This window comes from Mesorhizobium sp. M1312 (genome assembly GCF_040318115.1).
Lineage (GTDB): Bacteria > Pseudomonadota > Alphaproteobacteria > Rhizobiales > Rhizobiaceae > Mesorhizobium.
This window is the reverse complement of the sequence record NZ_JAMYLQ010000006.1, coordinates 20587-46567: the sequence shown is the minus strand read 5'-3', so window position 1 is coordinate 46567 and position 25981 is coordinate 20587. Positions and strand designations below refer to the sequence as shown.

At 59.4% G+C, this 25981-nt stretch carries 22 protein-coding genes and 4 pseudogenes; 15 read left to right on the top strand and 11 right to left on the bottom strand.

Annotation, left to right across the window (positions count from 1 at the left end; translation table 11 throughout):
• Positions 1 to 87: 87 nt before the first annotated feature.
• The 4 genes from NKH36_RS09830 (at position 88) to guaA (ending at position 4221) form a co-directional block, all read left to right on the top strand.
• On the top strand, positions 88 to 1377 hold the full coding sequence (locus tag NKH36_RS09830) for an RsmB/NOP family class I SAM-dependent RNA methyltransferase (protein WP_352961580.1): 1290 nt from the start codon (positions 88 to 90) through the stop codon (positions 1375 to 1377).
• Positions 1378 to 1474: 97 nt separating this feature from the next.
• Positions 1475 to 1933, top strand: coding sequence for a PaaI family thioesterase (locus NKH36_RS09825; protein ID WP_352957654.1), 459 nt, complete (start codon positions 1475 to 1477; stop codon positions 1931 to 1933).
• Positions 1934 to 1937: 4 nt separating this feature from the next.
• The gene (locus tag NKH36_RS09820) at positions 1938 to 2603 is read left to right on the top strand and encodes a 5'-methylthioadenosine/S-adenosylhomocysteine nucleosidase (protein WP_352957843.1); all 666 of its coding nucleotides are present in this window, start codon (positions 1938 to 1940) and stop codon (positions 2601 to 2603) included.
• Positions 2604 to 2658: 55 nt separating this feature from the next.
• On the top strand, positions 2659 to 4221 hold the full coding sequence (gene guaA, locus NKH36_RS09815) for a glutamine-hydrolyzing GMP synthase (RefSeq protein ID WP_287087246.1): 1563 nt from the start codon (positions 2659 to 2661) through the stop codon (positions 4219 to 4221).
• A gap of 92 nt (positions 4222 to 4313) precedes the next feature.
• Here the strand turns inward: guaA and NKH36_RS09810 are convergent, their stop codons facing one another.
• Both NKH36_RS09810 and NKH36_RS09805 read right to left on the bottom strand, forming a co-directional pair.
• Positions 4314 to 5225, bottom strand: coding sequence for a tetratricopeptide repeat protein (locus NKH36_RS09810; RefSeq protein ID WP_352957651.1), 912 nt, complete (start codon positions 5223 to 5225; stop codon positions 4314 to 4316).
• Positions 5222 to 6034, bottom strand: a complete 813-nt coding sequence (locus tag NKH36_RS09805; RefSeq protein WP_352957650.1) for a hypothetical protein — start codon at positions 6032 to 6034, stop codon at positions 5222 to 5224. Before NKH36_RS09805 ends, NKH36_RS09810 begins: the two co-directional genes overlap by 4 nt.
• Positions 6035 to 7009: 975 nt before the next feature.
• Between NKH36_RS09805 and NKH36_RS09800 the strand changes: the two genes are divergently transcribed.
• The 5 genes and pseudogenes from NKH36_RS09800 to NKH36_RS09780 all read left to right on the top strand — a co-directional run.
• Positions 7010 to 7822 (top strand): porin family protein, encoded by an 813-nt coding sequence (locus NKH36_RS09800; RefSeq protein WP_352957648.1) that lies wholly within the window; start codon positions 7010 to 7012, stop codon positions 7820 to 7822.
• Between the two features lie 165 nt (positions 7823 to 7987).
• Complete coding sequence (locus NKH36_RS09795) at positions 7988 to 9280, top strand: alpha/beta hydrolase (RefSeq protein WP_502912001.1); 1293 nt, start codon at positions 7988 to 7990, stop codon at positions 9278 to 9280.
• Between the two features lie 104 nt (positions 9281 to 9384).
• Positions 9385 to 10398, top strand: coding sequence for an Lnb N-terminal periplasmic domain-containing protein (locus NKH36_RS09790; protein WP_352957647.1), 1014 nt, complete (start codon positions 9385 to 9387; stop codon positions 10396 to 10398).
• 119 nt (positions 10399 to 10517) lie between these two features.
• Positions 10518 to 10709, top strand: a pseudogene (locus tag NKH36_RS09785) (IS110 family transposase); the annotation flags it as partial.
• A 208-nt stretch (positions 10710 to 10917) separates the two neighbouring features.
• Positions 10918 to 11739: pseudogene (locus tag NKH36_RS09780) on the top strand (IS256 family transposase); the annotation flags it as partial.
• Positions 11740 to 12038: 299 nt separating this feature from the next.
• Here NKH36_RS09780 and NKH36_RS09775 read toward each other — a convergent pair.
• From NKH36_RS09775 to NKH36_RS09755, 5 genes are all read right to left on the bottom strand, one after another.
• On the bottom strand, positions 12039 to 12611 hold the full coding sequence (locus tag NKH36_RS09775; RefSeq protein WP_352957645.1) for an outer membrane beta-barrel protein: 573 nt from the start codon (positions 12609 to 12611) through the stop codon (positions 12039 to 12041).
• Between the two features lie 169 nt (positions 12612 to 12780).
• The gene (locus NKH36_RS09770) at positions 12781 to 13284 is read right to left on the bottom strand and encodes an ion channel (protein ID WP_352957643.1); all 504 of its coding nucleotides are present in this window, start codon (positions 13282 to 13284) and stop codon (positions 12781 to 12783) included.
• 77 nt (positions 13285 to 13361) lie between these two features.
• A complete protein-coding gene (locus NKH36_RS09765; RefSeq protein ID WP_352957641.1) occupies positions 13362 to 13934 on the bottom strand; it encodes an OmpA family protein in 573 nt (190 codons plus the stop codon).
• 27 nt (positions 13935 to 13961) lie between these two features.
• A complete protein-coding gene (locus tag NKH36_RS09760) occupies positions 13962 to 14390 on the bottom strand; it encodes a cysteine rich repeat-containing protein (RefSeq protein ID WP_352957639.1) in 429 nt (142 codons plus the stop codon).
• Positions 14391 to 14603: 213 nt separating this feature from the next.
• Positions 14604 to 14792 (bottom strand): hypothetical protein, encoded by a 189-nt coding sequence (locus NKH36_RS09755; protein WP_352957637.1) that lies wholly within the window; start codon positions 14790 to 14792, stop codon positions 14604 to 14606.
• Positions 14793 to 15979: 1187 nt separating this feature from the next.
• Between NKH36_RS09755 and NKH36_RS09750 the strand changes: the two genes are divergently transcribed.
• On the top strand, positions 15980 to 16255 hold the full coding sequence (locus NKH36_RS09750; RefSeq protein ID WP_352957635.1) for a hypothetical protein: 276 nt from the start codon (positions 15980 to 15982) through the stop codon (positions 16253 to 16255).
• Between the two features lie 737 nt (positions 16256 to 16992).
• On the opposite strand, the gene NKH36_RS09745 is transcribed toward NKH36_RS09750, so the two are convergent.
• The 3 genes from NKH36_RS09745 to NKH36_RS09735 form a co-directional block, all read right to left on the bottom strand.
• The gene (locus tag NKH36_RS09745) at positions 16993 to 17520 is read right to left on the bottom strand and encodes a hypothetical protein (protein ID WP_352957633.1); all 528 of its coding nucleotides are present in this window, start codon (positions 17518 to 17520) and stop codon (positions 16993 to 16995) included.
• Positions 17521 to 18114: 594 nt separating this feature from the next.
• The gene (locus NKH36_RS09740; RefSeq protein ID WP_352957631.1) at positions 18115 to 18450 is read right to left on the bottom strand and encodes a hypothetical protein; all 336 of its coding nucleotides are present in this window, start codon (positions 18448 to 18450) and stop codon (positions 18115 to 18117) included.
• Positions 18447 to 19142, bottom strand: coding sequence for a DUF2092 domain-containing protein (locus tag NKH36_RS09735; protein ID WP_352957629.1), 696 nt, complete (start codon positions 19140 to 19142; stop codon positions 18447 to 18449). Before NKH36_RS09735 ends, NKH36_RS09740 begins: the two co-directional genes overlap by 4 nt.
• 157 nt (positions 19143 to 19299) lie before the next feature.
• Here NKH36_RS09735 and NKH36_RS09730 point away from each other — a divergent pair, with 157 nt between their 5' ends.
• Positions 19300 to 19476, top strand: coding sequence for a hypothetical protein (locus tag NKH36_RS09730; protein WP_352957628.1), 177 nt, complete (start codon positions 19300 to 19302; stop codon positions 19474 to 19476).
• A 308-nt stretch (positions 19477 to 19784) separates the two neighbouring features.
• Here the strand turns inward: NKH36_RS09730 and NKH36_RS09725 are convergent, their stop codons facing one another.
• Positions 19785 to 20498, bottom strand: a complete 714-nt coding sequence (locus tag NKH36_RS09725; protein WP_352957626.1) for an LssY C-terminal domain-containing protein — start codon at positions 20496 to 20498, stop codon at positions 19785 to 19787.
• Between the two features lie 540 nt (positions 20499 to 21038).
• Here NKH36_RS09725 and NKH36_RS09720 point away from each other — a divergent pair.
• From NKH36_RS09720 to NKH36_RS09705, 4 genes and pseudogenes are all read left to right on the top strand, one after another.
• Positions 21039 to 21314, top strand: a complete 276-nt coding sequence (locus NKH36_RS09720; RefSeq protein ID WP_292717214.1) for a hypothetical protein — start codon at positions 21039 to 21041, stop codon at positions 21312 to 21314.
• Positions 21315 to 22040: 726 nt separating this feature from the next.
• Positions 22041 to 22805 (top strand): transporter, encoded by a 765-nt coding sequence (locus tag NKH36_RS09715; RefSeq protein ID WP_352957624.1) that lies wholly within the window; start codon positions 22041 to 22043, stop codon positions 22803 to 22805.
• 82 nt (positions 22806 to 22887) lie between these two features.
• A pseudogene (locus NKH36_RS09710) lies at positions 22888 to 24320 on the top strand (DUF1254 domain-containing protein).
• A 59-nt stretch (positions 24321 to 24379) separates the two neighbouring features.
• Positions 24380 to 25897, top strand: a pseudogene (locus tag NKH36_RS09705) (DUF1254 domain-containing protein).
• The last annotated feature ends 84 nt before the right edge of the window (positions 25898 to 25981 follow it).

The following is a 25981-nucleotide window of genomic DNA, read 5'->3' as shown; positions in this document are numbered from 1 at the left end:
ATATCCAAGACTCTCCCCGCTTGTGTGCGCCAGTCGCGCGCTTTAGAGCAGGGCCGGAAATAATTTGCTGAGTAACGGAAGACAAATATGAGACTGGGAGGACGGCTGGCAGCGGCCATCGAAGTGCTGGAGGATATCGGCCGGCGTCACCGGCCGGTGGCCGATGCGCTGAAGGATTGGGGCCTGTCGCACCGCTTCGCCGGCGGCGGCGATCGCGCCGCGATCGGCAACATCGTCTACGACGCGCTGCGCCGGAAGCGCTCGGCTGGTTTTTTGCTGGGCGAAGATACGCCGCGCGCCATCGCTTTCGGCGCGCTGCTGCTCGAATGGGACCAGACGGCGCAGTCGCTGAACGAAGTGCTCGACGGCGACAAGTTCGCGCCGCCGCTGCTGAGCGACGATGAGTTGAAGGCGATCGCCGATCGCCAGCTCCACGATGCGCCGCCCGCTGTACGGGCCGATATTCCGGATTGGTGCGAACCGCTTTTCGAGCAGGCCAGCGGTGCCAGCTGGGTCGATGAAGGTGCCGCTCTCGCGACCCGCCCGCCGCTCGACCTCAGGGTCAACACGCTGCAGGCCGATCGCGGCAAGGTGCTCGCCGAGTTGGCCGAGATCGGCGCCAGGGCCGCACGGATCGCACCGCACGGCATCCGCATCCCGCCGATCGCTGGCGACGGCAGGCACCCGAACGTGCAGGCGGAACCGGCCTTCCAGAAAGGCTGGTTCGAGGTTCAGGACGAAGGTTCGCAGATCGCCGCCATGCTGGCTGGCGCGGAGGCCGGAATGCAGGTTCTCGACTTTTGCGCCGGAGCCGGCGGCAAGACGCTGGCACTGTCGGCGGCGATGGACAATCGCGGCCAGGTGTTTGCCCATGATGCCGAAAAGGCGCGGCTGGCGCCGATCTTCGACCGCATCCGCCGCTCGGAAAACCGCAACGTGCAAATCGTCACCAAACCGACGGAGCTCAGCACCCTCTCGGGCCACATGGACATCGTCCTGGTCGACGCGCCGTGCACCGGCAGCGGCACCTGGCGGCGCCGGCCCGATGCCAAATGGCGGCTGACCCAGAAGCAGCTCGATGCACGCAAGGGCGAGCAATCGGCGATCCTCGACGCGGCCCAAGCCTTCGTCAAACCGGGCGGGTTGCTGGTCTACATCACCTGCTCGGTGTTCGACGAGGAGAATGGCGAGCAGGTCGCTGCCTTCCTGGATCGTAGCAGCGGCTTTGCCCCGGTCGATCATCGCCAGCTCTGGGACAGCCGCTTTCCGGGCCACGAGACGGCCGCGCGTATCGGCGCAGCAGGCGGCATTTCGCTGTCACCGGCGCTGAGCGGTACCGATGGGTTTTATGTCTGCGCACTACGCAAGGGAGGCTGAACCTTGCCGGCGGGCCTGATTGCTGCAGTGCAGCAATAGCGATTGCCTGCCGCTCATGCCTCTGCAATAAGATTTATTGACAGGAGCGTGACAAGCCATGGCAGCAGAGATCGTACCCGCCCCCAACTATGAGGATCGCATCAGGACGTCCTTCGCGCGCCAGGCCGCCATGACGACCATCGGCGCCGAGTTGACGCTGGTGACGCCCGGCATCATCGAGATCGAGATGCCCTATTCGGAGGCGCTGACCCAGCAGCATGGCTTTCTTCATGCTGGGGTCATCTCGACGGCGCTGGACTCGGCCTGCGGCTATGCGGCGTTCTCGTTGGTGCCGGAAAGCTCCAGTGTGCTGACCATCGAGTTCAAGGTCAATCTGCTGGCGCCGGGCCGGGGCGAACGCTTCCTGTTCCGCGGCTCGGTGACGAAGCCCGGCCGCACCATCATCGTCGCCGACGGCCAGGCCTATGCTTTCGCTGTCGACGGCGAGGCCAAGCTGATAGCCACCATGACTGGAACGATGATGACGGTGGTCGGTCGCGATGGCATTGAAGGCTGATCCGATGCGCAAGGCCGTCAGAATTGCGGGCAGGGACGTCCTCTTCGTGATGGCGGCGCAGGCCGAATACGGCCCTCATCTGCAGCGGCTGTTCACCCCTGTCATGACAGGGGTGGGGCCGGTCGAGTCGGGTGTCAGATTGGGCGCGGAACTGTCATGGCTGAAGTCTGAAAAGGCGCTGCCGGACCTCGTCGTGTCGCTCGGCTCGGCCGGCAGCCGGGCATTGGAACAGACGGAAATCTACCAGGCGGTTTCGGTCGCCTACCGCGACATCGACGCCTCGCCATTGGGCTTCGAGAAGGGCGCGACGCCGTTTCTCGATTTGCCGGTGACCGTGCCGCTGCCATTCAGGATTCCCGACATAAGAGAGGCGACGCTGTCGACCGGCGCGGCGATCATTTCCGGCAGTGCCTATGATGCGATTGTCGAGGACATGGTCGACATGGAGACTTTCGCCTGCCTGCGAGCCTGCCAATTGTTCGGCGTGCCGCTTGTCGGCCTGCGCGGCATTTCCGACGGAGCCGCCGATCTCCGGCATGTCGGCGACTGGAAGGAGTATCTCCACGTCATCGACGAGAAGTTGGCGGATGCCGTGATGCGGCTCGAACAGGCGATCGGGTCCGGCGCCCTGCAGTTTGGACCGTCGCATCAAGACGCGAAATCGGATTGACGGAGACACCTCGCAACCCATTGCGCCGACTCGTTTCTTTCTCTAAACGCTCGCCATGAAGATAGCCAATCATCCCGACACCGTCCTGATTGTCGATTTCGGCAGCCAGTTCACGCAGCTCATCGCCAGGCGCATCCGCGAGGCCGGCGTGTTTTCCGAGATCGTGCCGTTCCAGTCGGCCGAGGCGGCGTTCAAGCGCATCAATCCGAAGGCGGTGATCCTCTCCGGAGGCCCGGCCTCGACCGGCGACATCGGCAGCCCGCGCGCGCCGCAGATCGTCTTTGATGCCGGTGTGCCGGTGCTCGGCATCTGCTATGGCCAGATGGCCATGTGCGTACAGATGGGCGGCGTCGCCGAAAGCTCCGACCATCGCGAATTCGGCCGTGCCTTCGTCGAGATCCAGAAGGACAGCCCGCTGTTCGAGGGCCTCTGGGCGCCAGGCCAGCGCCACCAGGTGTGGATGAGCCATGGTGACCGCGTCATCTCCCTGCCCAAGGGATTTGAGGTGTTCGGAAAATCGGAAGGCTCGCCCTTCGCCATCTTCGGCAATGTCGAGCGCAAGATGTACGGCATCATGTTCCACCCCGAAGTGGTGCACACGCCGGACGGCGCCCGGCTGCTGCAAAACTTCGTCCACAAGATCGCCGGCATCGAGGGCGACTGGACCATGCGCGCCTACCGCGAGCACGCGGTCGAGACGATCCGCAAGCAGGTCGGCAAGGGCAAGGTCATCTGCGCGCTTTCGGGCGGCGTCGATTCCTCGGTCGCGGCGCTGCTGATCCACGAGGCGGTCGGCGACCAGCTCACCTGCATCCTTGTCGACCACGGGCTGATGCGCAAGGACGAGGCATCAGGCGTGGTGGAGATGTTTCGCCAGCACTACAATCTGCCGCTCATCCTGGTCGACGCCTCGGACCGTTTTATCGGCGCGCTCGAGGGCGAGTCGGATCCGGAAAAGAAGCGCAAGACCATCGGCCGGCTGTTCATCGAGGTGTTCGAGGAAGAGGCCGAGAAACTCGGCGGCGCCGATTTCCTGGCACAGGGCACGCTCTATCCCGACGTCATCGAAAGTGTGTCATTCACCGGCGGCCCGTCGGTTACCATCAAGTCTCACCACAATGTCGGCGGCCTGCCCGAGCGCATGAACATGCAACTGGTCGAGCCGCTGCGCGAACTGTTCAAGGACGAGGTGAGGGCGCTCGGCAAGGAACTCGGCCTGCCCGACAGCTTCATCGGCCGGCATCCGTTTCCCGGCCCTGGTCTTGCCATCCGCTGCCCGGGCGGCATCTCTCGCGAAAAGCTGGAGATCCTGCGCGAGGCCGACGCCATCTATCTCGACGAGATCCGCAAGGCCGGCCTCTACGACGCCATCTGGCAGGCCTTCGCCGTGCTGCTGCCGGTGCAGACCGTTGGTGTGATGGGCGATGGCCGCACCTATGAATTTGTCTGCGCGCTGCGCGCCGTCACCTCGGTAGACGGCATGACCGCGGATTTCTACCACTACGACATGGCCTTCCTAGGCGCCGCTGCCACCCGCATCATCAACGAAGTGCGCGGCATCAATCGCGTCGTCTACGACGTGACGAGCAAGCCGCCCGGCACAATCGAGTGGGAGTGAGGGGGCGCCCACTTGGTCTCCTTTCGATGTTGGCTGCTCTTACGCCTGTCGGAGAGGCCGTGAAATTTCGTTCGGCAATTCTGCTCATGCAGTTACGTTTGCCCGCCTAAGTCCTTGAATGCGAGCCCGGCCTTTTTGAGCGAACCGAGGAAGAAATCGACGTCCTCTGGTCGATGGATCCGCATCGCTACCTCCTGCCGGAGGTTCTTGATCAAGCCTGGCGCGTTTTCTTCAAGCCAAACACGTTCGCGCCGGGCCTCCGCTTCATATCCGCCCTCGGCAAAAATGGCGGCCGCGATCGTATGATAGTTGGCATTGCCGGGAACCGTTGCTTTCCTGATCCACATGGCCGCCTGCGGATAATCGCCGCGAAAATAGGCGCAAAGGGCAAGCGCGGTCTCGTAATAGGCTAAGGGACCCGGATTGCGTGTGCGGGCTTCCTCGACCAGCGGGCAACCGTCGTCCCAGCCTCCTGAAAGCGCCAGCCGATATCCGTACTCGCCCATCAGTTCGGTATCGTTGGGGTTGATGGTCAAGGCACGTTTGCCCACGGACAGCGCCGCCTCGATCTCTTGGCTGAAATAGAGCGCGAACATTTCCGCCTGCAGGCCGCGGATGTTGAGCGGGTCTAGTTCCACGGCCCGCTTGGCCGCGGCAAGAGCGCGAGTGATCGAGGCCGACGTCGCGCCTTCGTCTGAAGGATAGAGGAACCGAATCTCGTCGATATAGGCCTGCGACAGCAGACCCCAGGCCGTGGCGTAGCCCGGGAAACGCTCAACGGCCTTCTCCAGGCAGACACGCACTGCTGGAAGTGCCCTTTGATCGAGCTTTGCCCGGTATGCGTAGAAGGAAAGCGTGCAGGAATAGGCAGCCCAATCGTCGGGAGGATTCGAGACGTTGAGCGAGGAGTCAGCCTGAAAAATCACGCCGTATGTCTGGGCGAGGCTCGTCGCCACCTTCTGAGCGATGTTGGCCTCGGTCTCAAGAAGCGCGGCGACTTTCATCTCTCCATCATAACTGTCCGCCCACAGCAGGAGCCGTCGGCGCGGTTGATAAACCTGACCCGAAGCCGGAAGGCATCTGCCGACAGGTGAACGCTTCCCGCAAGAACAAAGCGCGATGGCACGACCGAATCTTCGGGAGACTGGACGACGATGACGTCCTTGAACTTTGAGAGTTGCCCGACAATTTCCTGTGTCAATCCACTCGCAATCGCACTGGAGGCTTCCGTTCCTGAAAGATCGTCAAACGTCTCGACCAGCAGTCGCGGGATCTCAGGCGAAGTCGGGCGAACGCCGCTCCTCGCCAATCCCACTGCCAGAACAGCCAATGCCGCGACGAATGCCGCAAGAGCCACCGTCAGCCATGATGCCTTCATCCATCTAGCAGGGGTCGGGACTTCCTCTGCCCGGTTGACCGGCAAGGCCGGCTCAATGGTCTCGGGGGGCGATCGCACCGCGAACGTTGGAACGTAACCGCCTTTCGGGATCGTGATGAGAATAGGATCGTCGTGTCCGGCAGTCAGGTAGTATCGCTCGAGCCCGCGCCGGAGGTGGCCAGCCTCGATGCGGACAATCGGATCCGTCTGCGGGTCGAAGGACATGTCACGGCCGAACACTTCGACTGCGATCGAATAGGCCTTGATACGATCACCGCGACCCGCCAGCGTCTCCTCCACCACATGGCTGAGGAAGCGGCGCTCGCGACCGGTTGCATCGAAGTCCGCACTGTTGAGGATCAGGGCAAGCTGGGTACGACAGTCCTCTGGGGCGAGCCTATACCCCCGCCCTGCGGCTGGTTCCGGCCGAATCACCTTGGTTCCCTCTCCTGACGTTTTGGGGTGACTACTCCCAGTTATATTTCATTTTTGCCGGTCACCTCTCGCTGCGCAATTTATACGCGCGAGCCAATTCTTGCAATACTCTTGGTAATCTGAACGGATAACACTCGGATGACAGCGACGATTTGTGCAATGCAGCGGCGGACGACAACGGATCAACTGTTAGGCGGGCCTCACCGGCAACCGCAATTTGAATTTGCGATTTTGTAGGCTTGGTCCCGACCGCACTCGCTATGGATGCAAAGAAATTACCCTGTTGCCCACGTAACTTACATTCCGCAGCCGCCTCCATGGGATAGGCTACGGTGGTCTCGGGATACGAATTGCGCCATGAGGATGGACGGCGAACCGGCTGATAGACAAAGAGCGGTCTTAGCGGCGGTGCGTCGGTTCCCGCAATTCGAATTGACGATCCATCGGCTGATGGACCGAAGTGAGGGCTTTCAGGATATGTGCGAGGAACTTGCAGAAGCGGAGCTCGCACTGTCGAGGATCGATAAGGTCCCGCCGGCATTGCGCGAGTCCAGACGAGCCGAATGGCAGGAACTGGTGGACCGGTTGGTTGGGGAAGTCGGAGCCGTTCTGCACACGGACGCTGCCCGCAAATCGCGTGTCATTCCTTGGCCGCCACGCCAGAACTAAGCGGAGGCTGCTTGGAATTTCTGTCATGCAATCGACCTCTCCAAACTATAGCAGCCATGCTCCCGGCCCTGCTTGTCGTCACGCTAAGCCCCGATAGCGGACCCCACGGGCTCGATTGCGCACGGGAATTAGCCTGCGGTTCCCAGAAGTAGGCAACGAAGAAATAAACCGCTGTCGATATGAAAAACGATCGGAATCCGATATCCATTAGCTGAGCGGCGCGAATACAGATATGTTGTTGTCACTGCGGGCGCGAGACGATCGCATCGGACATGAAGTAAAGACAGACTTAGAGGGGACTTCGATATGGGAATCATCCGAGCTCTCGTGTTGGCTTCGGCGGGAACAGCGGCAGCGCTGTTTGCGGTGCCGGCGATCGCTGCGGACGCTGCGACGCAACTTCCTGAAGCCGCACCCGTGCCTGCTGAAGCCGCGCCGGCCTGGACCTTCACCGCAGACCCCTATTTCTGGATGGCAGGCATGAAGGGGAGGGTCGGCGTCAGGGGCCTGTCGCCGGTCGATATCGACGTCGATTTCGGCCAGATTTTCGACCACATCGATTGGTCTCCCCCGCCGGTCATGCTTGCCGGTGAGGCTCGCAATGGCCGTTACGCGCTGTTCACCGACTTCATCTATCTGGGACTCGAGGCCGATGGCACGTCGCCTGGCCCGTTGGCTCTTTTTTCGGCCGAAGCGAACATGAACACGGTGGTGTGGACCTTCGGCGGCTCCTATCGGGTCGTCGACAATGGCACCGCGACCCTGGACGTTCTGGCCGGCGGACGGCTTTGGTACCTCGATGCGGATCTGACCGTTACTGGCCCTCTAGCCGTAAGGGAGGCCAGCGGCAGCAAGACTTGGGTCGACCCCATTATTGGCGTGGCCGGCGATGTCGCTCTCGGTAACGGATTCGGACTCCATGGCGAGGCGGATATCGGTGGCTTCGGCCTTGGCGCCGACATCGATTGGCAAGTGCAGGGCACGCTTCAGTATCGGTACAGTGATTCGGTCACGCTGGAAGCGGGCTATCGCTACCTTGCCGTCGACTACGACGACGACGGATTTGTGTTTGACATAGCAATGCAGGGACCAATCATCGGCGCCAGATTTCGGTTCTGATCGGATCTGAGCCGGGGATTCTAGATAGATCACGGCCGCGTGTCTGAGGTTCGCGCCAGCAGTGCAGTGCCGATCGTTTTCGCTCCCGGTAGGGGGGCGCCTTTCGCGACCCGAGATCGCTTTGGGACGACTTCGAAACGGGAGAAGAGTTTGGGAAATTGTTTCGTGAGCCCGTCCAAAGTCAGGCGTATCAGCAACGTTTTGTTGGCATCGGCGTTGGTTGGCCTGCTGTGGGGGTGCGCGTCCCGTCCGACGAATGTGCTGCTGCCCGTGGCCGATACCTCCCCTTCCTCCAGCAAGGTGAAGATGCTGGTCACAACGACACGCAGTCGTTCCTCCAATCCGGCACAAATGTATACGGGCGAGCGCGGACTGGCCCCCTCGTTCGCGGAAATTACGGTTTCGATCCCTCCGCCATCGGTCCGCAAGGTTGGAGAGGTCGCATGGCCCAAGAAGCTGCCATCAAACCCGGCGACTGATTTCGCCGTCGTGCAGGCCCAGGAATTGACGCTCCAGACAGCGAAGGGGTGGCTTAGCGCCTCTGTCAGGAAGAGCCCGGATCACAGTGTCCTCGTCTTTATCCACGGATTCAACAATCGCTTTGAAGACGCGGTCTATCGCTTTGCGCAGATCGCGAAGGATACGGACACGCAGAGCGTCCCGATCCTGGTCACATGGCCCTCCCGAGGCAGTGCGTTGGCGTATGGCTACGATCGTGAAAGCACCAACTACACGCGAAATGCGCTTGAACTGCTGTTCCAGTATCTTGCACGCGATCCCGAAATCAAGGAAGTTTCGATCCTCGCCCATTCGATGGGCAACTGGCTTGCGTTGGAAGGCTTGCGCCAGATGGCCATCCGCAATGGCGGCCTTCCGGCGAAGTTTAAAAACGTCATGCTGGCCGCGCCTGACGTCGACGTCGATGTTTTTCGCACTCAGATTGCCGACATGGGCAAACAGCACCCGCAGTTCACCCTCTTTGTTTCGCAGGACGATCGCGCGCTCAAAGTTTCGCGACGGGTCTGGGGCGATATCCCCCGGCTCGGATCGATTGATCCGGAACAAGCTCCATACAAGGAAGACCTCGCCAGCAACAATATAACCGTCATCGATCTGACGAAAGTCAAATCCGGCGATCCTTTGCATCACGGCAAGTTCGCCTCGTCACCGCAGGTCGTGCAACTGATCGGGGCGCGAATGGCCGGCGGCCAGACGTTGACCGACAACCGAATAGGCCTGGGCGACACGATCATCCACGCAACGACCGGCGTGGCGGCAGCGGCGGGCAGCGCGGCAGGGTTGGTGATTGCGGCACCTGTTGCAGCGGTCGATCAAAACAGCAGAGAAAATTTAGGCAATCACATCGGCGCCTTGACGGGTTCCCAGACCAGCCGGAAATCGAGTGCTGGCAATGATTGCGCTGTCTCGTCTCCGAGTATGAAAGACTGCAAGAAATAATCATTCGTCGAAGCCAAGCGGCAGCACTGAAGCCGATGACGGGGAGAGCCAACCTATCCGCAGGAATGTTGCCGCGGTCCCGTCTGGGCTGAAAAGGGGAATGAATGCGTCGCATCGCTCGGATCTCGCTTGCCATTATCCTTTCGCTAGCCGTCGCAATCCTGACTGCCTGGGCCGGACTTGCCATGTGGTATCGCCTGCCCATGGCTGAGCTTGGACGGGCTCTGGCCGGCGTCCTTTTCATCTTGTTCGGCCTCGCCACCGTCATCGCGCTCTTCAGCCGGTTTCGCATCAGGGCGTTTGTCCTGTTTGCAGCTGCTTTTGCTGTGGTTCTGGTTTGGTGGAGCACCATCAGGCCTTTCGATCACGCGGACTGGGCGCCCGAGGTCGCCCGTCAGGTGACCGGCACCCGCGACGGGAACCTGTTGACGCTGACCGATGTGCGCGACTTCGAATGGCGTAGCGCTACTGATTTCACCGAACGCTGGACAACGCGGACCTACCACCTCTCCAACGTTCAGACGGTCGACCTCTTCATGTCTTATTGGTCCGGGACCAAAATCGCCCATGTCATCATAAGCTTCGGCTTTGCAGGCGGTGACTATCTTGCCTGGTCGATTGAGGTGCGACGCCAGGGAGGCGGCAAGTTTTCTCCCATGGCAGACCTGTTCAAGAGCAATCCCCTGGTCATCATCGCGGCTGACGAGCGAGACGTCGTCGGTGTCAGGTCAAACATTCGGGGAGAGGATGTCCAAATCTATCGGCTAAAAGCGTCACCGGACGCTGCCCGGGCGCTCTTGCTGGAATACGTCTTGGACGCAAATGCACTTTCCACGACTCCAGAGTTCTATAATTCCATCACGACGAACTGCACGACCACGATCGTCAAGATGATGCGAGCGGTCGGTGACGTGGTGCCTCTTGACTGGCGCCTCATCGTTAACGGCTATCTTCCCGAATATGCGTATGCACGGGGTGCGCTCGATGTCAGCTTGCCGATGTCGGTTTTGAGGGAGGCAGCACACATTGACGGCCGTGCGCGGGAGTCGGGCCTTTCGCCCGATTTTTCGCGATTGATCCGTGTTGGCGTACCGTCTCCCATCCCAAATGCGCATTGATCTGCATCATGTCCGGCGAACGCGTGCGAATCGTCACGGAGGAGTCCTGGACACCGGCGCGAATGCCGGTGGCCCAATGATGTCGCTTCGAACTGCCCGCTAATGCTGTGGGCCCGCGAGGAATAACCGGGTTGTCTGCCGACATGGAGGGGGCCTCATTGCAGCGCGTGCCGCGGTGCTCTCGGCCGTCGCAGCGATCAATGCCCAGAAAATGGCCAAGTTCCGCGACCTGCGGCCGACTGATGACGATCCCCGGCGTCGGCCATCTCACCGTGCTCGCAGTTACCGCCGCCGTGGATGATCCCGGCAGATAGTGTCCTGAAGGTTCTGCAAAAAGCTTTGGAGAGGGAACGGCCTTGCTCTGACGCGAGTGGCGGCCATGGCACGCTGGTGACGTTCGATCACCGATTCCCGTGGAAGGGGAGTTCTATGACCAAGCGAGAAGTTAGACTGAGCAGAGGCGAGTTGAAAGAGTTGCTGTTGTCGGATGAGGACGGCTTCCCGCAGAGTTTTGCAGACTGTGGCCATTCCTTCTCGGCCTCGACGGTGAGCGAGGCGACGGCGCGGCTGGATGAAGCTCTTAAGGCGTTTGAGCAGCGGCTTGCCGAACCTTACCCGTACCTCATTCTGGACGCGCGCTATGAGCGGGCGCGCGAAGCCGGCGTGATCGCCAGCCAGGCGGTCTTGGTGGCGATCGGCGTCGACTGGGAGGGCCGGCGCCAGGTGCTCGGTGTCGAGCTGGCCAACCGGGAGAGCCATTCGAGCTGGCGCGCGTTCGTGACAGGGCTCAAGCAGCGCGGGCTCGCCGGCGTCGAGTTCGTCGTCTCCGACGACCATCCGGGGCTCAGGGCGGCGATCCGCGAAGTCCTGCCCGAGGCAGTCTGGCAGCGCTGTTACGTGCACTTCCTCAGAAACCCGCTCGATTATGTGCCGCGCAAGGTCGATGACGACTGTCTGATGGAGCTCAGATGGTTCTATGACCGGCGCGACCTAGCCGAGGTCAAGCGCGACCTGGCGCAGTGGATCGCCAAATGGCAGGCCAAATACCCGAAGCTGGTGGATTGGGTGGAGACCAACATCGAGGAGACGCTGAGCTTCTACCGGCTGGGGCTGCCGCATCACAAGCACATGAAGTCGACGAACATGCTCGAGCGGCTAAACCAGGAGATCAAGCGGCGCACCCTGGTCGTTCGCATCTTCCCCAACCCGCAGAGCTGTTTGCGGCTGGTTCGGGCATTGGCGGTGGAGATCCACGAGAACTGGCTCGAGGCGACCCGCTACCTCAACATGGATCACCTGCGCGAGCACAAGAAGGAGAACCTGAGGGCACTGGCCGCCTGAGACGCGGCCCGCCATGTCCGCCGCTCCGCTAAACACGGGGGCTGCGCGGTGGACACGCCAACGTCACCCGCTGAATGCCACGCCATTTTTGCAGAACTTGACACACACACAACTTGCATTCCCAGCGAGGGTTTGCTTCACCTCCGTGAACTTTGCGGATCAATTGACGTGGCGGAACGTAACTAACTGTATTCTACTCGGAGAATTAAGCGCGGCAGGTCCACGAAGTCAGCAATCGGCGTCTCCGATAGCGGATGGAGGGATCACGCAGAAGCAGTTTGAGCTGGCACGTGTGCGCTCTAGAAAGAGCGCGAGTATCCGAGAGCGAAGCCGACGGTGTCGGGATGCCAGTCCTTCCAATTGTATTGGATCTTGCTCGAGATCGAATTGTGATCATCCACCTTGAAGGTAACGCCGGTCGCAAGTTGCGGCGTCAAATAGTCGTCACTGGATTCGAACGCATCACGGTATCGAAAGGCAACCGCATTCCAGGTTACTTTCTCACTGAGCTTCAGGTCCGCTGCTGCGCGCAGCACGTAGTAGGCAATGTCACTGCCATCGCCGGATACCTGCAAACGATCGCCAATTCCCACGCTGCCGATCACCGAGAGGAAGTCGTTGAAGCCAAGACGGTAGCCCACCGTGGCTTCGAGGTTGGCGGTTGCCGAGTCGCTAAAGGCCTTATTGGAATATTGGGCCGAGGCACCCAAAATGACTCCGGTATCGAAGGTGTGTGAGGCACTGACTTCAAATTGGGTGCTCTGCGGTTCGCCCAGGTTTTGCTGATCGCGATCAGACGTAAGCGATACACCGATGGAACTGCTGTCGGCCATCGCGTCAGAAGTCACAGCCACCATAGCTAGGGCGATCAAAAGCGGGATTCCATGGGTTATCGACACCGCGTCTGCTCGGGGTGCGCTCCTCATTGAAAATCTTAGCACACTACGTCCCCTTGCGCCTGCCGAACATTGATCCGTTCAGTGGTGGAACCCGTTTGTCGTCGCCTCGGGAAGGGAGACAATGCCGTCCACTGACCTGTGGTCATGGTTCTGGCTCAGTCCCTTTAGGAAGCCCGCGATCCCTCAAGTCCTTGGCCCGCACTTTGTCGAGTTTGCCAAAATCGGTCATGATGCTTACCAGGGCGCTCCCCGTCCAACCGAATGTGAACAACCCAGACATCGCTATGATCGGTCCGACCAGACGCCATCGATCAGGCAAACTAATGCTGCCCTCGCCGAGCGTCGTATAGCTCTCCAGGACGTAGTAATAGCTATCACGCATTGACGGGATTGATTCGGCCAAAAATATAGGGATGGCCCAGAGGAGCGTTTCGGCGAAATGCAAGGCTGCCAGAGACCCTATCGTGATGGCGAGCAACAGATTGAGGCGCCAATATGCCGTGGTGTCATTCACCTGAACCCAAGACTCGCTGAAGCGCTGATGGATTGTCCGAATTCCCGCGCCATGGACGAATATAATGACAATCATTATCAATGTGCCGAAAACAATTTCCAATACCGGCTTGGGAGTTGATCCTTCGTCCATCGAGTTGTCTTTCTAGCCTAATGAATGCGAGTTCGATTGCTTGAAGGAAGCACAGCACCTCCCGATCCCCCGCGGAGCTACTTGACCAACCCAATATTGAGCAATTGAACCCGACGGTTGTCCGCTGCCTTCGGATTGGCGGGGTCGACCGGCATCTCTGATCCCACTCCGATTGAGAACAAGCGATTCGGTGCCACCGAAAAGGTCGTCCCCAGAGCTTCCGCAATGGCTCCAGCGCGCCGTGCGCTGAGGTCAAGGTTGTGCTTGGCATCGCCTGTGGCATTGGTGTGCCCAACGACAAGAAATTTGTAGCGGAGCAGCAGCGGATGGTGGAGCGCGTCAGCGATCAAGCCAAGCGTCCTATAAGACCCGGGTTCGATTGCGACGGAGTTGTTCTCGAAGTTGATCTCGACAAAGAACTGCGGGAGGGTCGCCAACTGGCTCCAGTGGGGCAGACTGGCAATCCCCTTGCCCGGATTGGCAGCCAATTCTTGCGCAAGCATCGCGACGTCGATCGCTGTTGCGGCTTCGGCGACCTGTCCTAACGTGTTGACGAGTTGATGTTCACTCAACTGCTGAGCCCCGGCGTCGCCGGCGGCGGCCAGTAGAACGGTCAGCGCCAAGGTATTGCGAAATCGACGAATGGACATTTTCTTTTCTCCCGGTCTCAACATGGGTCACCGCCATCCGGCATCGGTGATGGCCTGACTGCATTTCGCGCCGACGATACGCGTCGCCTTCAGGAGACATCCAAGAATGTGCGCCTTCCCCGGGACCACGCCTCTGCAGGCCCGGGCCGCATCACGAGCACAGATCTTGTCGACGCTTGCCTGCGCCGCCAGTCGTAGCTGGATCGAGGCGATTACGCCGGCCATGGTCGAGGTGCAGGCCGGTGAGACCTTCGCCTGATGCTCCTCAAGGCAGTTCTTGATTCGCCCGTTGCCGAGATTGAGGCCTTTGCAGAATTTCTTGACGTCGGCGCCGCACTCCTTGGCAAGCAATGTTGCGGCGTCGGCATAGCTGATGGTTTGCGTCTGCCCGGCCCCGGTTTGGACAAGAACGGCAATCAGGACTGTTCCGCTAAGAACGCTCAGTCTGTTGGCCATGCGGCACTCCCATCTCACTTGCTTGCTGTCGTTCAAAAACTTCGCCTACCCGGCGATCGCCAGTTTCACGGCGCCGGTTGGCGCATTCCAATGACGTTGCCCCATTGCTTGAGCCGACGGAACGTAACTAACTGTATGCTACGGGCAGAATTGCAGTACTTCGGCAAGGGCGAGGCGGGCGCACGCCAGAATTGCGTCCACCCGCGCTTCTGCCTAGCAATAGTACATACTAACCGCGCAGCGCCGTACCGTGCGCCGCGCTACGCCAGTCACGCTGAACGGCGTGAGCGGCCGCCCGATCCTGGCTTCGGCGGGCGACACAAGACCGCCAAAGCCGGGAAGCGCTCCCTGCTCGTTCCATAGCCGGCAAAGTAGACTGCGAGTGACCCGGGCGGCGATCATAATGATCGCCCAACAAATCAGCGTTTGTTCTCCGTTAGCGGTGTTTAATGCGAACCTCTCAAACATGGACACCGAGTTAAGCGCGGCCGTCCAAGTTACATGACGCGGAAGCCGGTCCAATCCTTTCCACATATGCTCTGCCAGATCGTGCTCACCGCGCGCCTCCGATCTTAGAAGATATCGGGCCTTGGGCCGGCGATCACCTTCCCTGACCGTAGGATACCGCATACAGCCAGCAGCGCCCTTTCCTCAGTCCGGCTGGCTCTGTCGTGGGTCGCGGTTACTGCCGTCCATTCGTGGATTGCCTTGCCTAAGGCCGTGTACCCTGCCTTGTGCGCCTTTTATGGGCGTTCATGCCGACCGCGCTCGCTGCGGGATGTTCAGCAAATACCCTGTCACCCACGTAACTTACATTCCGCTACCGCCTCCATACTATTAGGCTACTGCTGTCCCGGGAAAACACGAATTGCGCCATGAGGATGGAAGACGAACCGCCTGATAGAGGAAGAGCAGTCTCGGCTGCAGTGCGCCAGTTTAGGCTTTCGCCGCCTTTTGAATCAGTTTGGGGGCACGGAGCAGCGGCGCTTCGGGAAACTGCGTGCCGCGTGCCAAGGAGAGCGCAATGAATAGCCGTCCAAGATCGTTGTGGATTCGATCCCTCGCCACGCGCGTTCTTTTATCGGTCAGTCTCGGAGGTCTTATTGCGACCGCCACAGCCCAAGACCAGAGCGCTGACGTAAGGATCGTTGGCGACCAGGTCCGAAGCCAGGCCTTTCCTTGCGACAATCCAAGCTCGGCTGAGCGTATCGAAGCGGAGTCCGCCCCCAATCACACCGTCTACCTGCTGAAGTGCGAGGGCGTGACCTACCGGGTGGTTCTGATACCAGATCAAGCAGCTCAAGTGACAGAAGCTAAGTAAACCCGCCCCTGGCGCGCTCCTGCATGGATCGATGCTTGACCGGATCGTAGTCGCTACAAGATCGTACACGCCTTGCAGATTGAGGCCTCGAAGATCTCGCGGACATCGAACTGACTGTCATCAAGGCTGACTGTCTTTGTCCCGCCTGCAATTCCACCTGTAGGATACAGTTAGTTACGTTCCTTAAAGCAAAGCAATCGGCCAAGGTGACGCGTTCCTGCATGGATCGGTGCTTGGACGAAGTTAAAAGCAACCAGGAGAAATGATCATGAATCTCAAGATGCTTTGCACGGGCGCGATGGCGCTTTCGATGATGACCGGCGCCGCACTTGCCGAGCACGGCGGCGCCCTCGACGAGCCGACGAAAATGGCGCCCTTCTACACCGCTGCTGACATGAAGACCTTAAAGTCGGAAGCCGACTTCAAGGCCTCGTGGACGGCGTTGAAAGACGAGGATCGCGCCGCGATAACGCAGGAATGCGGCGACATAGCCACTGATGACCAGGGGCATGGCGACTTCTGCACGATGGTTGGCCACCAGTAAACGCTGCCGGTTTGGTGAAGTCGGAGATGGCGGGCAGAGTTGCCTGCCATTTTTCCGTGACCGGACCTTTTCCCTCAGCGCTCATGAGATTACTGGCGGGAGCGTTCATCCGGGTGACATTGCGGCTGACTAAACGACGCTTTCAGATCGGCCCCCGAAACTTCCGCTGGGCGCCCCTAGAACGAAGCCGCTCGCGCGGCACTGGCGCGCGTGGCGGTGGCGATGTCTCTGACCATGTCCCGCGCGTCCTCGTGGGTGGAGCGCTTATTTTATTGGCATTCTGATTTACAACACGGCCGTCTCAATTCTCTTCGTCTACGCGGGTGCAGTCCTAACGACGATCGGCGTCATGCTTTGGCCCGCGGTTGCAGTTCACTCGCTTCTTGCCGTCTGGAGTTGTCTGCTTCTACGTGGCGTTCCGAGCGAACTCCGCCGACAAATCGGTGACAATAAGGCTCCTGGAAAAAGGACAACGTCACGTTGCTTGTGGGATATCGTGCGGTTTCGCTGCGATGCAATAGTATTCCATCTGCACATTGCGAACAAGTCCGCGACTAAGCCAAGTAGGACGCTTGCGCCGACCGCGCCCGGCGGACCATGGTGCTCCGCGCCACCCAAGAAAACACCGCGCCCGGCGCCCGACTAGGCGTCGGGTGGAACAGAATTGCCAATTCTGTTCCACCCGCCAACCTCGCGTTCCGGACCCATGAAAGGCAAATGAGTGGTCAGAGCGGAGGTCATTGCGTGAGGCACTTGCGGCCCATTGCCATTGCCTTGAAAGTCCCCTTCAGATCGACGACAAAGGTCCCCTCGGTTTCCGGAAACACGATCATTTCATATTTTTTCGCTACGTCGCGCTTAAAATTCGGGTCGTCGGTCAAGATGTAGCCGCCAGAATATCCGCCCTTGAGTTCGCCGCTCGTGCTGGTGGCCACACCCTCGTAGAGACGGCCGCCGATGGAGACGAAGATTTCCGACTTGTTCCCGTTCTGAAGGCCGATATCCTCCTTCGTGAACACGCCAAGATACCCGACCTCGTGATTTGCGGTAACGCCCATTTGCACTGAATTTGGGCCATCTGAGTGCACGATCAAGCAATCTCCGCGCGTTTGATTGGCATAGACGGTCCAGCCCTCGACGTCGTCCCCGTACCGGACAAGCACATCGCTGGCTTTGGGAAGGGGGTTTTGATCTTGTGCGTAGGCTGCCATCGTAGACAAAAGTGCTACTGACGTTGCCGCGATGAGTGTCATGAATTTCTGCATTGGTATTCCCCTTGTGTCAGGCTAATTTTTCGTTGGTTATGGTACCTAGTCGAATGCTCCAGAGGCAGCTGTCATCCTGCGGGGCAACGCTATTGCGCGCTGTAGTGACCTTGGCCGATCGGCTCACATCCGGGAACGTAAATAACTGTAACCTACGCACACATACGAACGCCGCCCAACGTCTTGCCGTGCGACTATGTTCGTCAGAACATCCGCAACGAGGGCATGATGTCCGGTTTGACCCCATGGCGACCGTTTCTGAGAGATAACCGCAAGTGCAAGCCGTCTACAAAGTGTCCCGCAAGTTGCTCGAGACCTGTCGTGAGCGATGTCATATCCGCGTCCGCCATTGGATTGTCGCTCACAATGGTCGTTCCATTTGCTGCCCAACGCCAATTCTGGTGTAGCCCCTTGCGAACGGTCGTCTCGTTTCCGCTCTTCGGTTGAAGCGGATAGTCGGCGTCGTTTCGCGCGTGTTCAGGTCGACTGCGGCAATGGGGCGGTCGTCAACATTCCGGCAACGCCGCCGACCGTCGCTGCAGCCCCACTCGTCGTAGCGCTATTCGAGACCCTCCTCGCTTTGGGCGGCTACGGTCAATCCACGTAGATGACGACGTAACGGCCGCCATAGGGCTGGTAGTATGTCCCGCCGCACTGCCAAACCGTAGCGCCGTTGATGCTAGTCCTGACGCAGGCGGGGGGGAGCGCCGCCACATAGATCGTCGAGCGGCGGACGACCCGGCGCGTTGTGCGCCGTGCAACGCCGGCGACGCTACCGGGCGTAAGCGGCCTGCCGACGCGCGCTTCCGCGCTGGAGATGATTGAACCTGCCGAAATGAAGTAACCGCCCACCAGGCCATCGGTTGCAAGAAACGCGGTCATAACAGCGGCGACCAAGAGATGTTTGCGGAACATGCGCTGCGCGTTCATTTGCTGCCCTCCAGTACAAGTTCGCCGACCTCATCGGAGTCTATCCGTTCCAGCTTTTTCGCGTTGGCCGGAGGCTTGAACGAAAACAGCTTGGCGTCGAGCCCACCGGCTTTCCAGTTGCTGAACCGCAACGAATATTGCGGCGCGCCCGTCACCCATTTCGTCGTGACCACATATTTGACAGGCAGTTTCTGGTCGCCTTTGCTGATCCAGATCTGCCAGTCCACGTCGTCATTGCGAAAAGCCAGTTGATCGCACTCGACGCCACCGACAAAAGCGTCGCCGACCAATCTCCCCGACGTAACGCCTTCGGTCAAAACGGCATAAGGATCGGTGACCAGAAAATCGGCGCCCGCGACGTCGAGCCCGGTCGACACCCTGAATTCCTCGACCGCCTCATCAATCGACGCTCCAGGACTGTCCAACTGTGCATAGACGTTCATGCCCTTGCCGTGGACAGAGATTACCTTGCCGTCAAAGGTGAGTTCTACTTCGGCAAAAGGGCCTTTGCGGGTCATGTGAAAGCCGTCGCCGCGGGACGCCTGGACGGAGCCGGAAGCGCTGTACTGCAACTTCTGGCCAGCCAGGTCGACGATCTCATGATCGGTGTCATAGTCTACCGTGAACGCCTGCAAGCCTTTGAGCTGGTTCGTCATGGCCACAAGGATAGCGTCAGCGTCGGCGTCGATCACGTTCTGACTCCACGACGGCGAAACGGAAAGCGCTAGCCCGATTGAGACTGCCGCTATTCCGATAAATCGCGGTCGCGATCTACCGTGGGACTTTATTACTTGGCTCATGTTTCATCTCCAATCCAGCATCCGGCGATTCTTATTCGGAAACAGCAGCGTGATCCGGGTGCTCAAGCAAAATCCATTCACTTCAGCCCAACAGCGTAGGCCTATCGGTGGTTACAATCATCGACGCCGTAAAGTTGAGGCGATCGATTCGACCGGTTCTTGGCCAGTTCTCTACGGCTCAGCAATTTTCGGCAAATTCGGCATGCAGAAGGGCGTCGCCGGATAGGCCTGCTCCCTGCCAGGAGGTTTGCCGTTTGCTGCCATAGCGCCGCCCCTTATGCGCTAGAGTGCGCATAGTCTTGTTGATGGTGCCAGTATCAGTATGTAAGTTACGTAGTCGGGGCTGTTGCTGGCGAAGCTGTATCCGCGAACAGCCGATTGACGCGGTAATGTCACGCGAAGCTTGATCCCCAAGCGTTTGATGATCTGACCGGAGCCGAAGCCGCTGCGCCATCATGGTGCGATCGCGGCTGCGACCATTGCTCTTGCGAAAAGCATGTACATAAACGCGGACTGCGCATCCGCTCTGGCGGGCTAATTAGGCGAAGCTCCGTTCAGCACACCAACGAGGGCCTTCCCGTCCGTGTAATACGGATCGCCACCGCCGTTGCGGCCGTCCTTGGTGGCGCCGGCACCAGGGATCTCGTAACTGGAGGAAAGCTGTCCGGCCGCCGTCAGGTCGCCGATAACCATATTGCGTTCCGCGTCGACATCGGGGCCTATGTGGTGAGTGATCTGGCCGGTGTCATGGCTAAGTCCGACGCCGCGATCGAAACTGGCCGAACCCAGCCAAAGCGGACGGCCATCGCTGCCCAATTTCTTAGTCAGCCAGAAACGCACATGATTGCGCTGGTCCGCGCTGTCTCCGACCGGTTTTTCGAAAGCCAGGTCTTGCTTCCGCCCCTCAAAAAGCAAGGCACTGACAGGGGCATCCAGATCGGGTCGACGGAGCACGACGCTGAGACCGATATCGATGGAAGAACGGAGCGTGATGGGGTCGGCGGGGTCCCAGTCGGCTGCCACGAATGCACGAATGACCTCTTCCTTTGTTCCGACGAGCCCGACGTTGATCGGATCGCCCGGGATATCCTGCTCGGTATGCGTGAGCATGCTGCCGAAGTCCGCTACGCGTGAGGCATCTCGAAACACCCAGATTTCCGGCACGACAAAATAGGCGAGGAGCAAATAGATGATGGCGAGAGCTAGTACGACCGTTGTGGCAGTCCGTGTTTTGGTTCGACGCGGCATGGGCAATTCCATCCTTCAATGCGCAACGGTCTTCGATCAGCTCAATAGCAGGCGGCTAAAGTGAGCGCCCGTAAGCCGGACGAGGAGGTGCTTGTGTCGCCCGCAGCGAGATCGGAGGCCGCCGGTGGGGCTCCGTCCTGTTGGTCATTTTCCGATCCTTTGCCTGCAGTCCCAGCGAGGGTTTGCTTCACCTCCCGTGAACTTTGGCGGATCAATTGACGTGGCGGAACGTAACTAACTGTATTCTACTCGGAGAATTAAGCGCGGCAGGCCCACGAAGTCAGCAATCGGCGTCTCTCCGATAGCGGATGGAAGGATCACGCGGCCCGCAATTCTCGAGTTGCCGAAATCGGTCATGAGGCTTACCAGGACGCTCGCGTCCAGCCGAATATGAACAACCCTGACATCGCTATAGTCTGTAATTCTATCTGTAGGATACAGTTAGTTACGTTCCCTAAAGCAAATCAATCGGCCAGGGTGACGCGTTCCTGCATGGATCGCTGCTTGGACGATCTTAAAAATCAAACGGGAGAAATGACCATGAACCTCAAGATGCTTTGCACGAGCGCGATGGCGCTTTCGATGATGACCGGCGCCGCACTTGCCGAGCACGGCGGCGCCCTCGACGAACCGACTAAAATGGCGCCCTTCTACACTGCTGCCGATATGAAGACCTTAAAGTCGGAAGCCGACTTCAAGGCCTCGTGGACGGCGTTGAAAGACGAGGATCGCACCGCGATAACGCAGGAATGCGGCGACATAGCCACTGATGACCAGGGGCATGGCGACTTCTGCACGATGGTTGGCCACCAGTAAACGCTGCCGGTTGGTGAAGTCGGAGATGGCGGGCAGAGTGATCTCAGCGGCTGACGCATCCCGCGTTCCCACCTAACATCTTCCCAGGCCCCGGAGACTCTGGCCGCGCAGCCCAAGGCAAACGTACGCTCCAGCGCTGGCTGGGGAGCGAGGGCCCCCCGGTATACCGCTGGCGATCCGGTGGAGTTGGGCACGACATTATTCCGCAGGGGGGATTGAACTTCCTTCCTGCGGAGGCATCCGCCCGGATCACCGTACCCTCTCGTGTTGAGGTTTTCGACCCGCCGCCGCGCCTGGTTTCCTCGTCAATTACGGGTTGGTCCACGTAACTTACATGCTGCGGCTGGCACGTCACGAATGCCGAGCCTAGGTTGCTTTGATAACGTGGCGCAATGCTGGCGAGTATCGGGCAAAAGGCACAAAAAGGCAGTTTCAGCGGCAGCGCGTCGGTTCCGCAGTCGGAATTCTCAATCCGCTGTTGGATGGACCGAAACGAGACCGTTAGTGAGATGTGCGAAGAACTTGCGAAACGGAAGACGCATTGTCGAAGGTCTACACCGTTGCGGTGAAATTGCACGAGACGAGGGGAGCCGAATGGCAAGAATTGATAAGCAGGTTGAGCGAGGAAGTCGGAACCGCATTGCGGGACACCGACCGGCTCGTGAAGCCGCGCCCGGACCGCTGATTAGTCGGTGCCTGCGAGCGTCATCCTTTCTGGTCCCAGCCTTGCTCTTTGCAGGCGCGGCGTCTGCCCAGGACGACACGCAGGAACTCGCCAAGAAGCTGTCGAACCCGATCGCGTCACTGATCAGCGTGCCGTTCCAGTTCAATTACGACAGCGGCTACGGGCCGAACGATGGCGAAAAGGCCTTCGTCAATGTGCAGCCGGTCATCCCGATCACGCTCAACGACGACTGGAACCTGATATCCCGCACCATCCTGCCGATTGTCTGGCAGGAGGACATAGCGGGCCCGTCAGGTGATCAGTTCGGCCTTGGCGACATCACCCAGAGCCTTTTTTTCTCGCCGAAGGCCCCGACCGAAGGCGGCATCATCTGGGGAGCCGGTCCGGTCTTTCTGTTCCCCACCGCAACCGACGATTTTCTCGGCGGCGAAAAATGGGGCGCCGGCCCGACCGCGGTCGTGCTGAAGCAGAGCCACGGATGGACGGTCGGAATGCTGGCCAACCACATCTGGTCGTTCGCCGGCGACAACGACCGCAGCGACATTAGCTCGACCTTCCTGCAGCCTTTCGTTTCCTACACGACGAAGGACGCCTGGACGTTCACGCTGAACACCGAGAGCAGCTACAATTGGGAGGCCGAGACATGGTCCGTTCCGGTCAATTTCCAGGTCTCGAAGCTCGTCGTCGTCGATAAGCAGCCGATCAGCCTCTTCGCCGGCGTCCGCTACTGGGCTGAAAGCCCCGACAGCGGCCCGGACGGGTGGGGCTTTCGCACCGGAATTACACTTCTGTTCCCGAAAAAATGAGAAGACCGGCGCAGCCTGCCGGCGCGAAACTTATGAAACGAACGAATTCGATAACTCATCGAACAATAAAGGAGTACGGCAAATGTTGACAAAGCGAGATCTACTTCGCTCAGCCGCGGCGATTGCCGCTTGCGCCGCGATTGCGAACCCAAGCCTGCTGATGGCGCAGAGCTACCCCGGCATCATTGAGGCCAAGGGCATCGCCGAGGAAGGCTTCATCTACGGCTTACCGCTCGTGATGAATTATGCAGTCATGAACGAGTTCGCAGTCGATCCGAAGTCCAGCCAGTTCAAGGCGCCGTTCAACGAAATCGACAACATGCACCACGTCGCGACCTAGAAGACACGGCGATCGTCACGCCGAACAGCGACGCGCCATACTCCATACTGTGGCTGGATTTGCGCGCCGAGCCGATGGTGATCTCGGTGCCGGCGGTGGAGAAGGAGCGCTATTATTCGGTGCAGCTGATTGACGGCAATACCTACAACTTTGGCTACATCGGCAGCCGGGCGACGGGGAACGATCCGGGCTCCTATCTCGTTGTCGGACCCGACTGGAAAGGCGAGAAGCCCGCCGGCATCAACCAGGTCTTTTCCTCGACCACCCCGTTCGTATTCGCCAACTTTCGCACCCAGCTTATCAACGTCGAAGATATGCCGAACGTGGAAAAGGTGCAGGCCGGCTACAAGGCGGAGCCGCTGTCGACCTTCCTCAAGCAGCCTGCACCCCCAGCCGCCCCGAAGATCGATTTCCTGCCGGCCACAAAGCAGGGCATCAAAGAGAATTTCTTCGACTATCTCGATGCTGCCCTCGAGTTCGTGCCGTCCACGAAAGAGGACGAGGCCATTCGTGCCGAGCTCGTACGTATTGGTGTGGGCCCGGGTAAATCATTCGATTTCAAGGACCTTCCGATCGCTCACAAGCTGGAAATCGGCCTTGGCATGAAGGATGGCGATGACAAGGTCGCCAAGTTTGCAGCCAGCGGGAATGAAATCATCAACGGCTGGAGCGTCGGTTCGTTCTTTGGCGACCGCAATTTTTACAAGGGTGATTGGCTAAAACGCGCCGCCGGTGCCAAGGCGGGTCTCTACGGAAACGATGCCGTGGAAGCCATGTATCCCCTTACCCGCACGGATGCGAAAGGCGAAACACTCGACGCCAGCAAGCACAACTACACCATCACCTTTCCCGTCGGACAACTCCCGCCGGTGAACTCCTTCTGGTCGGTGACGATGTATGACGGCAAGAGCCAGCTCCTGATCAAGAACCCGATCAACCGCTACCTCATCAACTCGCCGATGTTGCCCGGCATGAAGAAGAACGAGGATGGCTCGCTGACCCTCTTGATCCAGAAAGACAGCCCCGGCGCGGACAAGGAAGCTAACTGGCTGCCTGCACCCAACGACACGATCTATCTCGTGATGCGCCTGTACTGGCCGAAGACGGAAGCGCCTTCGATTCTGCCGGCTGGCAAAGGGACGTGGCAGCCGCCCGGTATCGAAGTGGCGCAATAGTTATCCCGACCAGGCTGACGCGTGGTGCCGATGAGGGCGCCGTCAACGAGGAGAGAGCAATGATACGTACGATGAGACTGCTTTGCGCCACAGCCGCGGTGGTACTGATGGGCTTGGGCACTGCGTCCGCCGAAGCGCCCAAGATGAAGATGACGACGCCGATACCGGATTCGATCATCACGCCGGAGAGTTTGGACACCAGGCTTGGCAAGCTGAACTTTTTCGACGGCTTCCCGGATGACGCCACTTCGGAGAAGCTTTACGACAACCTCGACTTCATGCGCGGCGTCGATGCCTTCCTCAACGCCATGCCCGGCGCATCGGTTGAAGCCCTGCGGGTTGGACTGGCCAGTCAGGGCGCCGACAACAACCAGACCATTCTGATCTTCGAAAACCTCATGGACTCGCATTCGTTGTACCTGACCGGCAACACCGAAAGCATCTACAACCTGATGTGGCTGGACACCAAGGCCGGTCCGCTGGTCATCGAGACGCCGCCCAATATCCTGGGCATGATCGACAATCACTGGTTCCAATATGTCGGCGATGTCGGCAATGCCGGTCCGGACAAGGGCAAGGGTGGAAAATACCTGCTCTTGCCGCCGGGCTACGAGGGCGAGGTCCCCGAAGGTTATTTCGTATTGCGGACGTCGACCTACGGAAATCTGTTCTTCTGGCGTGGCTTCCTCGAAAATGGCAGCACCGCAATTGCGGTCGAAAACACCAAGAAATTCGCCAAGGTGTATCCTCTTTCGGACGTCGGCAATCCGCCGCCAATGAAAATCATCAATACGTCTGACAAGGAGTACAACACCATCCATGCCAATGATTTCCATTTCTACGAGGAAGTGAACAACATCGTCCAGTATGAGCCGAACGAGGCCTACCACCCGGAAGTGCTGGGACAGCTCGCCGCCATCGGCATTGTAAAAGGCAAACCCTTCGCACCCGACGAGAGGATGAAGAAGATCCTCACTGAGGCAGTGGCCGTCGGCAACGCGACAGCGCGCACCATCACCTTCAAGACCCGTATGAAGGACGCCTATTATTATCCGGACAGTGCTTGGTTCACCGGCTTTGTCGGCGGCAGCTATGAGTTTCTTCTGCAGCCTGGCGTTTGCTACCTGGATGCCCGCGTCCTGTTCCACTAATATGCGACGGGCATCACGCCGGCCATGGCGATAAAGCGCGTCGGCATCGGTTCGCAATACGCCGGCGCCACGACCGACAAGGACGGCAAGCCGTTCGATGGCGGCAAGACCTATAAGATCCACCTGCCGCCAAACATTCCGGCAAAAGAATTCTGGTCGTTCGTTGTGTATGACAACCAGACGCGTTCGATGCTGCAGACGGACCAGCAATTCCCCAGCATCGGCAGCGACAAGAAAAACATTGTGATCAACGCCGACTCCTCGGTCGATGTCTGGTTCGGCCCGACAGCGCCGGAAGGCCATGAGGCCAACTGGATCCAGACAGTTCCCGGCAAGGGCTGGAACGTTCTTCTTCGCCTCTATGGCCCGCTGGAATCATGGTTCGACAAGACCTGGAAGCCGGGCGAGTTCGAACTGGCGCAATAGGGAAAACAGTCGAATCGAGCGGGTCCTCCATCCGCTCGCTCGATCTTCAGGCGAAGGTTCAATGACTTCGGTAAGCGATTGCCG